At 73.3% G+C, this 8,696-nt stretch carries 8 protein-coding genes; 4 read left to right on the forward strand and 4 right to left on the reverse strand.

All coding sequences use genetic code 11. The features are described 5' to 3' along the window. Nucleotides 1-183 precede the first annotated feature (183 nt). Complete coding sequence (gene folP, locus ACFRFC_RS34485) at nt 184-1,044, forward strand: dihydropteroate synthase (protein WP_382684915.1); 861 nt, start codon at nt 184-186, stop codon at nt 1,042-1,044. Nucleotides 1,045-1,117: 73 nt separating this feature from the next. Here the strand turns inward: folP and ACFRFC_RS34490 are convergent, their stop codons facing one another. Beyond that, nucleotides 1,118-1,876 (reverse strand): TIGR00730 family Rossman fold protein, encoded by a 759-nt coding sequence (locus ACFRFC_RS34490; protein WP_382684912.1) that lies wholly within the window; start codon nt 1,874-1,876, stop codon nt 1,118-1,120. A gap of 165 nt (nt 1,877-2,041) precedes the next feature. Continuing rightward, entirely contained in the window at nt 2,042-3,121 is a 1,080-nt protein-coding gene (gene dapE / locus ACFRFC_RS34495) for a succinyl-diaminopimelate desuccinylase (protein WP_382684910.1), read from the reverse strand. Nucleotides 3,122-3,840: 719 nt separating this feature from the next. Here dapE and ACFRFC_RS34500 point away from each other — a divergent pair. Together ACFRFC_RS34500 and ACFRFC_RS34505 are read left to right on the forward strand one after the other, a co-directional pair. Beyond that, a complete protein-coding gene (locus ACFRFC_RS34500) occupies nt 3,841-4,815 on the forward strand; it encodes a heavy metal transporter (protein WP_382684907.1) in 975 nt (324 codons plus the stop codon). A gap of 353 nt (nt 4,816-5,168) precedes the next feature. Continuing rightward, complete coding sequence (locus tag ACFRFC_RS34505; RefSeq protein ID WP_382684905.1) at nt 5,169-5,600, forward strand: ATP-binding protein; 432 nt, start codon at nt 5,169-5,171, stop codon at nt 5,598-5,600. A gap of 74 nt (nt 5,601-5,674) precedes the next feature. On the opposite strand, the gene ACFRFC_RS34510 is transcribed toward ACFRFC_RS34505, so the two are convergent. Beyond that, nucleotides 5,675-6,769, reverse strand: coding sequence for a bifunctional succinyldiaminopimelate transaminase/glutamate-prephenate aminotransferase (locus ACFRFC_RS34510; protein ID WP_382684902.1), 1,095 nt, complete (start codon nt 6,767-6,769; stop codon nt 5,675-5,677). 117 nt (nt 6,770-6,886) lie between these two features. Continuing rightward, a complete protein-coding gene (gene fdxA / locus ACFRFC_RS34515) occupies nt 6,887-7,207 on the reverse strand; it encodes a ferredoxin (RefSeq protein WP_003985062.1) in 321 nt (106 codons plus the stop codon). A gap of 140 nt (nt 7,208-7,347) precedes the next feature. Here fdxA and ACFRFC_RS34520 point away from each other — a divergent pair, with 140 nt between their 5' ends. Beyond that, on the forward strand, nt 7,348-8,340 hold the full coding sequence (locus ACFRFC_RS34520) for a GNAT family N-acetyltransferase (RefSeq protein ID WP_382684900.1): 993 nt from the start codon (nt 7,348-7,350) through the stop codon (nt 8,338-8,340). Nucleotides 8,341-8,696: the final 356 nt, after the last annotated feature.

An 8,696-nucleotide genomic window follows, 5' to 3' on the forward strand; every position in this document is an offset into this window, starting at 1 on the left:
GTGTGCCCCCACGCTGGGTGTGCTCGATCTGAGGTGTTCGATCTGAGGTGTCTGAGGTGTTCGGCTCCGATCGTGCCATGCGAGTCTGACAGTAGGCTCGCGGACGGCCGACAAAGGCCACGGACCAGGATGAACGCAATCGGTACGTCGATACGTACGTCGGGACGAGGAGGGGCGCAGGGGATGCTCAGGCTGGGCAAGAGGGATTTCGCGACGCACGAGCCGGTGATCATGGCGATCGTGAACCGGACCCCGGACTCCTTCTACGACCAGGGGGCGACCTTCCACGACGAGGCGGCCCTCGCGCGCGTGGAGCAGGCGATCGCCGAGGGGGCCGCGATCATCGACATCGGCGGGGTGAAGGCCGGGCCGGGCGAGGAGGTCACGGCCGAGGAGGAGGCGCGGCGCACGGTCGGGTTCGTCGCGGAGGTGCGGCGGCGCCACCCGGACGTGGTGATCAGCGTGGACACCTGGCGGGCCGAGGTCGGCAAGGCGGTCTGCGAGGCCGGGGCGGATGTGCTGAACGACGCCTGGGGCGGGGTCGATCCACGGCTGGCGGAGGTGGCGGCGCGCTACGGGGCGGGGCTGGTGTGCACGCACGCCGGGGGCGCGGAGCCGCGTACGCGTCCGCATCGGGTGACGTACGACGATGTGGTGGCCGACATTCTGCGGGTGACCGTGGGGCTGGCGGAGCGGGCGGTCGCGCTCGGGGTGGACCGGGCGTCGGTCATGATCGATCCGGGGCACGACTTCGGGAAGAACACACGGCACAGCCTGGAGGCGACGCGGCGGCTGGGGGAGCTGGTGGAGACGGGGTGGCCGGTGCTGGTGTCGCTGTCCAACAAGGACTTCGTGGGGGAGACGCTGGACCGGCCGGTCAAGGAGCGGGTGCTGGGGACGCTGGCCACGACCGCGGTGTCGGCGTGGCTGGGGGCGCGGGTGTACCGGGTGCACGAGGTGGCGGAGACGCGGGAGGTGCTGGAGATGGTGGGGGCGATCGCGGGGCATCGGGGGCCGGCGGTGGCCCGGCGGGGGCTGGCGTAGGGCTTTTCCTCGCCCCCGCCGCCCCTGCCCTTCCCGTCCCTGGGGGCTGCACCCCCAGCCCCCCTTCGTCCCTCTAGCGGCCCGTCTCCTTCGACACCAGGGACACCGCCTCGTCCACGTCGTCCGTGACATGGAACAGGAGGAGGTCCTTCTCCGCCGCCTTGCCCTGGGCCACCAGGGTGTTGCGCAGCCAGTCGAGGAGGCCGGTCCAGTAGTGGGTGCCGAAGAGGACGATCGGGAAGCGGGTCACCTTCTGGGTCTGGACGAGGGTGAGCGCCTCGAAGAGTTCGTCCAGGGTGCCGAGGCCGCCGGGCAGGACCACGAAGCCCTGGGCGTACTTGACGAACATCATCTTGCGGACGAAGAAGTAGCGGAAGTTCAGGCCGATGTCGACATAGGGGTTCAGCCCCTGCTCGAAGGGGAGCTCGATGCCCAGGCCGACGGAGACACCGCCCGCCTCCAGGGCGCCCTTGTTCGCGGCCTCCATCGCGCCGGGTCCGCCCCCGGTGATCACCGCCCAGCCGGCCTCCACCAGCGCCCCGCCGAGCCGTACGCCCGCCTCGTACTCCGGTGAGCCCGCGGGTGTGCGGGCGGAGCCGAAGACGCTGATCGCGGGCGGCAGTTCGGCGAGGGTGCCGAAGCCTTCGATGAACTCCGACTGGATGCGCAGGACCCGCCAGGGGTCGGTGTGGACCCAGTCGGAGGGGCCGCCCGCGTCCAGGAGGCGCTGGTCCGTCGTACTCGCCGTCACCTGACCGCGCCGGCGCAGGACCGGTCCGAGGCGCTGCTCCTCCGGCGGCTGGTGCTTGCCCTCTGGGTTGCCGGTGGCCATGTGCGCTCCCTCCGATCGGGTCCCGCCCCGGCGCCGGCGGCCGGGGCCGCGCAGCCGGGGAGGGACGTCTTTCCACCTCAGCGTAGATCCACGCCGGTTACACGCGGGGGACGTCGGCGTGTCCGGCCCGGAGCGGGCTCCCGGACAACCGGCCGGAAAGCTCTCCTACGCCGTCAGCCAGGACCTCAGCCGCTCCTCGGCCGCCAGGATCTTCCCTGTTTCGACCCGTTCGTCCCGCTTGTGTGCCAAATGCGGGTTGCCCGGGCCGTAGTTGACCGCGGGGACGCCCAGCGCGCTGAACCGGGAGACGTCCGTCCAGCCGTACTTGGGCATCGGGGTGCCGCCGACCGCCTCGATGAACGCCGCCGCGGCCGGGTGGGACAGCCCCGGCATCGCCGCGCCGCTGTGGTCGACGACCTCGAAGTCCGTCACCCCGCAGTCCGCGAAGACCTCGTGGACATGGGCGACGGCCTCGGCCTCCGTACGGTCGGGGGCGTAGCGGAAATTGACGGTGACCACGCACTCGTCGGGGATGACATTGCCCGCCACCCCACCCGAGACACCGACCGCGTTCAGGCCCTCGCGGTACTCCAGGCCGTCGATCACCGGGTAGCGCGGCTCGTACGCGGCGAGGCGGGCCAGGATGGGGGCGGCGGCGTGGATCGCGTTGGAGCCCATCCAGGAGCGCGCCGAGTGCGCGCGCTCCCCCTTGGTCCTCAGCAGCACCCGCAGGGTGCCCTGGCAGCCGCCCTCGACCTGACCGTCGGAGGGTTCGAGGAGCACCGCGAAGTCGGCCGCGAGCCACTCCGGGTGGGCGGCGGCGAGATGCCGCAGGCCGTTGCGCTCGGCGGCGACCTCCTCGTTGTCGTAGAAGATGAAGGTCAGGTCACGGTTGGGGGCCGGAACCGTCGCCGCGATACGCAGCTGGACCGCCACGCCGGACTTCATGTCGCAGGTGCCGCAGCCCCACAGCACCCCGTCCGCGTCGAGCCGGGAAGGGACGTTGTCCGCGATCGGCACGGTGTCGATGTGCCCGGCGAGCACCACCCGCTCCGCGCGCCCCAGCTCCGTACGGGCGACGACGTTGTTGCCGTGGCGGTCGACCGTGAGGTGCGGCAGGGCACGCAGCGCCTGCTCCACGGCGTCGGCGAGCGGCTTCTCGGTGCCGCTCACGGACGGGAGGTCGACAAGCCGCGCGGTCAGCCGGGCGGCGTCCAGGGTGAGGTCAAGCGGGGTGTCGGACATGCCCCGACACTATCGCCGCGAGGGCGGGGCACCCGCCGACACCCACACGGCCCTCTCGGACGCCCACCGAGGCCCACACGGCCCCCTGCTCTGACGCCGCCGACGCCCATCCGGCCCCGCAGCCGCCCGCCCGCACCCCCGGCCGCACGGCTCCGGCACACACCCGGCCACGGCGGCGCGGCTGCCAGGGCCGGTCCGGGCTGCTCTCCGGCGGCGGCGCGAAGGGGAGTGTCGCGAAGGGGAGTGGCGTCCTGCCCATGAACGGTCCGCCCGGACGAGGCGTCCGCCCGGCACCCACCCACCCGAACCCGCGGGCTGCCGACCGCCCAACCTCCCGGCTACCCGCCCGCCGACTGCCGTCCGTCCACGAACACCCGCCCGGCCCCCACAGACTCCCGGCCACCCAACGCACCACGAGGCTGCCTGCCGCCCGCCCGACCACCCCGCTGCCCGCCCAACGCCCACCCGGCCCCAGCGAACCCCCACCCGCCGGCCACCACCCGGCCAACCGCCCATCGACCAGCCTTCCGCCGACCAACCGCCCACCCGTGGCCGCCCGTCAACAGCCGACCCCCGCCACCGCCCCGCCCGTCAACACCCCGCGCCCCTCCACCCCTCCCCACCCCCACGCCCGCCCATCCGCCGCCCCCGGTCGCCCTTGCGTACATCCTTTCGTCGCCCCGCGGAAGCGGTCCCGCAAGCTCCAGTACCTTGGACGCGTGTCAGAGCCGTCCCCTTCACCCAAGCGTCCCGGTCGTCTCCTGCGTTTCGGAGCGGCCTTCGTGGTCCTGCTCGCCGTGGCGGGCTATCTCGTCGTGCAGTACGTCACCGGCGCCTCGGGGTCGGGCTGCAAGGTCGTGGCCGGTGACGGGGCGGGCAGAACGTACGAGTTCACGCCCGAGCAGGCGGTGAACGCGGCGACCATCTCCGCCGTCGGCACGGCGCGCGGGCTGCCCGAACGGGCCGTCACCATCGCGCTGGGCACCGCGATGCAGGAGTCCGCGCTGCGCAACCTCGACCACGGCGACCGCGATTCGCTCGGCCTCTTCCAGCAGCGGCCGTCCCAGGGCTGGGGCACCGAGCAGCAGATCATGGACCCGGTCTACTCGGCGAACGAGTTCTACGAGCACCTCGAAAAGGTGCCGGACTACACCGAACTCCCGCTCACCGAGGCCGCCCAGCTGGTCCAGCGCAGCGGCTTCCCCACCGCGTACGCCAAGCACGAGCCGGACGCCCAGCTGCTCGCCGACGCCTTCACCGGCCGCTCCGCCGCCACCCTGACCTGCGCCGGCCGCCCCGACACCACGCAGCCCCAGGGACAGGCGCAGGCCGCCGGTCCGGACGCCGTGCGCTCCGCCCTCGTACGGGACTTCGGGCAGCTGGAGCAGACCGGCGCCGAGGTGAGCGCGGACGGGCAGGGCACGCCGTCGCCCAGCCCGACCGGGGTCACCGCCGAGACCAGCGGGCGGACGGTGACCGTGCCGGTGACGCCGGACACCAACGAGGCATCGGGCAGCACCGCCGAGGAGCGCGGCTGGCAGGTCGCGCACTGGGCGGTGGCCAACGCCTCGGCGCTGCGCATCGAGAGCGTCTCGTTCGCGGGCCGGCAGTGGACCGCCGGGACGTCCGACGAGCCGTGGACGACGGTGGACGACGGCTCACGGGACGCGGTGCGGATCGTCACCGCACCCTAGTGCGAGCGGTCACCCTCGGGGAGTAGCCCCGGGCGGTCGCGGCGCCGGGGTGCGCGGGTTTTCGCGCGGTGACCCCGCCCCACAGGGAATGCCTTGGGAACACAGGGCCGTAAGGATTCAGCAGCCTTTCCCACCACGCTCCCACCGGGTGCACTTTGCCCGTTTTTATCCGCAACCGATAATGCGACGCATTACCAACTCTTTACGTTGGCGCTCCGCAACCTCTCCGGGGGGTCGAGCGGTAGTCACTGCGTCCGAGCCCGGACAGCAGACCGCCGGACGATCCCTCGCGAGACGGTCAAGTCCCGGTCCGGGTAGGACACTTCACCGTTCTCTTCCGTCAAAGGAGCATCATGACCCTCCCCCTGACCCGCCGGATCGCCCGTGCCGCGCTGCTCGTCGCTGCGGGAGCGGCCGCCGGGGTCGGTGCGGCCGGCTCCGCCAGCGCGGCCCCCGAACTGCCGGCCACCCCCCACCTCGGCGGACTGACCGCCCTCGACGGCGCGAGCGTCGGCAACACCGTCGACGGCGCGGCGCGCAGTGTCACCGAGGTCGCGGGCGAGACCGGCGGCAAGACCGTGAAGCAGACCGTGCCGGCCGCGGGCAAGACCACCGGACAGGCGGCGAAGACGGCGACGCCGGCCGCGCAGAAGGCCGCGGGCGATGTCGCCGGGTCCGCCGGGTCCGTCGTGGGAGAGACCGCCAGGACCGCGACCAAGGGCGGACTGCCGACCGAGGGCCTGACCAAGGGCGGGCTGCCCCTCAAGGGGCTCCCGCTGGGCTGACCCGTCCGAGCCGTACGCGTGGAGGGACCCGGGGTTTCCCCGGGTCCCTCCACGCATGTTCAATCCCCCGCGCCCTACGCGAGCCGCGCCACCGCCGCCCGCACCCGCTCGTCCGTCGCCGTCAGCGCCACGCGTACGAAGGTTTCGCCCGCCTCGCCGTAGAAGTCACCCGGCGCCACCAGGATGCCCAGGCCCGCCAGGTGGGCGACCGTGTCCCAGCAGGACTCGTCCCTGGTCGCCCACAGATAGAGGCTGGCCTCGCTGTGCTCGATGCGGAAGCCGTGGGCGAGCAGGGCGGCGCGCAGGGCCGCACGCCGGGACGCGTAGCGCTCGCGCTGGACGCGGACGTGCTCGTCGTCGCCGAGGGCCGCCACGGCCGCCGCCTGGGTCGGCGCGGACGTCATCAGGCCGCCGTGCTTGCGGATCTCCAGGAGGGGGCCCAGGACCGCCGGATCGCCCGCCAGGAAGGCGGCGCGGTAGCCGGCCAGGTTGGAGCGCTTGGAGAGGGAGTGGACGGCCACGACGCCGTCGTACGAGCCGCCGTTGACGTCCGGGTGCAGGACCGAGACCGGGTCGGCGTCCCAGCCCAGCTCCAGATAGCACTCGTCGGAGAAGACCAGCACGCCGTGCTCCCGCGCCCAGGCGACGATCCTCGTCAGCTCCGCCTTCGGCAGGACCTCGCCGGTCGGGTTGGACGGGGAGTTCAGCCACAGCAGCTTCAGGCCCCGGGGGTCGAGGGCGGTCGGGTCGTCGTAGACCTCGTACTGCGCGCGGGCCAGCCGGGCGCCCACCTCGTAGGTCGGGTAGGCGAGGCGCGGGTGGGCGACCCGGTCGCCGGGGCCGAGGCCCAGCTGGGTGGGGAGCCAGGCGACGAGTTCCTTCGAGCCGACGATCGGCAGGACGTGGTGGTGGGTGGCGCCCTGGGCGCCGAGGCGGCGGGTGAGCCAGCCGGTGATCGCGTCGCGCAGCTCGGGCGTGCCCCAGACCGTGGGATAGCCCGGCGAGTCCGCCGCCGCGACCAGTGCCTTCTGGATCACCTCGGGGACCGGGTCGACCGGCGTGCCGACGGAGAGGTCGACGATGCCGTCCGGGTGGGCCGCGGCGGTCTTCTTGAACGGGGCCAGCCTGTCCCAGGGGAAGGTGGGCAGACGGTCGGTGACTGCGGACACGGGTTCGTGCTCACTTTCGATTGCGCGCTGGTACGGCGAACGCCCCGGCCCCGTCCGGCGATCGTCGTGATCAGGCCGTACGGGACCGAGGCGGCGCGAGGCGGTGTCGGCGCGCGCTCAGCCGTTCTGCGGCGGCAGCGCGGCGATGAAGGGGTGGTCCCGCTCGATCAGCCCGAGTTTGCTGGCGCCACCGGGAGAGCCCAGCTCGTCGAAGAACTCGACGTTCGCCTTGTAGTAGTCCTTCCACTCCTCCGGAGTGTCGTCCTCGTAGAAGATCGCCTCGACCGGGCAGACCGGCTCACAGGCACCGCAGTCGACACATTCGTCCGGGTGGATGTACAAGGACCGGGAGCCCTCGTAGATGCAGTCGACCGGGCACTCCTCGATGCACGCCTTGTCCTTGACGTCGACACAAGGCTGCGCGATGACGTAGGTCACGCTGTCGTTCCTCCTCGATACGGGCGCTGGCGGCCACCTCGGGCTCCGCCGCCTGGCGCGCGGAAGCGCGGCGTCGTCGATGCCCGCACCTAGTATCTCCGTTCTTGGGCTTGATCCGAACAGGAGGGGTGGATTGACCTGTGGAAATCTCGGCGAGCGGGCGCCTCGTGGTCCGAATCAACGCGGCTGACGTGGGCAAACGGGTCTCCGTCCGGCGGCGTCTCGATCCCCGGGACACCCGGGGTGAATTCACCGACACGGTGGGTGTTCTCACATCCTGGGACGACGGTGTGCTCGTGATCACACGCCGGGACGGCGAACGGGTCCGGATCGTGGAGTCCACGCTGGTCGCGGGCAAGGTGGTCCCGGCCGCGCCGGCCCGTCGCCGGGGGCCCTCGGCGACGTACGGGGAACTGGCCCGGGTCTCCTCGCGTGCGTGGCGTCCGCTGGAGAGCGAGCGGCTCGGCGACTGGGAGCTGCGGGCCGCCGCCGGGTTCACCCGCCGCGCCAACTCGGTGCTGCCGCTGGGCGATCCCGGTCGTCCGCTGGACGCCGCGCTGGACGCCGTGCGCGACTGGTACGGCGCGCGGGGGCTGCCCGCCTACATCCAGACCGCGACCGGCGCCGAGGGCACCCAGGAACTGCTGTGCGCGCGGCTCGCCGAGCAGGGCTGGGTGCGGGAGGTGAGCGCCGAGCTGTGGATCGGCGCGCTCGCGCCGGTCGCCGACCGGGCGGAGGGCGCGGGGGTCACGCTGGCGCGCGCGGCGGATGCCGGGTGGCTGGCGCGGTATCAGCGCAAGGGGGTGAGCGAGGTGGCGCTACGGGTGCTCGGGAGCGGGCCCTCGGTGTGGTTCGCCAGTGTGCCCGGGGAGGGGGCGGCGCCCGCCGCGATCGGGCGGTGTGTGGTGGACGGGCGGTGGGCCGGGTTCGCCGCCGTGGAGGTGGATCCGGCGCTGCGGCGCCGGGGCCTGGCCACCGAGGTCATGGCCGCGCTCGCCCGGCGGGCACTCACCGAGGGCGCCTCGGCCGGCTGGCTCCAGGTCGAAACGGACAACACGGAGGCCCGGGCGCTGTACGGCAGGCTGGGATTCGGCGCGCATCACACGTACCACCACTTCCGGGACGAGCACTGAGCCTGACCCGGGCGGACGCCGGGTGCCCTTCGGGCTGGGGCGCCGAGTGCCTTCTGGGCTGGACGCCGAGTCCCGTCCGGGCTTGGGCGCCGAGTACCGGCGGGCGGGCGCCGAGTCCCGTCCGGGGCCAGCGCCGAACCCCCTCCGGGCGGACGCCGGGTGCCCCTCCGGGCGGACGCCGAGTCCCCTCCGGGCTGGGGCGCCGAGTACCGTCCCGGCCGGGCGCCGAAGCCCCTCACGGTCTGGCGCCGAGTCCCATCCGGGCTTGGGCGCCGAGTACCGGCGGGCGGGTGCCGAGTCCCGTCCGGGGCCAGCGCCGAACCCCCTCCGGGCGGACGCCGAGTCCCCTCCGGGCC

Source organism: Streptomyces sp. NPDC056734, from assembly GCF_042790455.1.
In the GTDB taxonomy this organism is placed as follows: Bacteria; Actinomycetota; Actinomycetes; order Streptomycetales; family Streptomycetaceae; genus Streptomyces.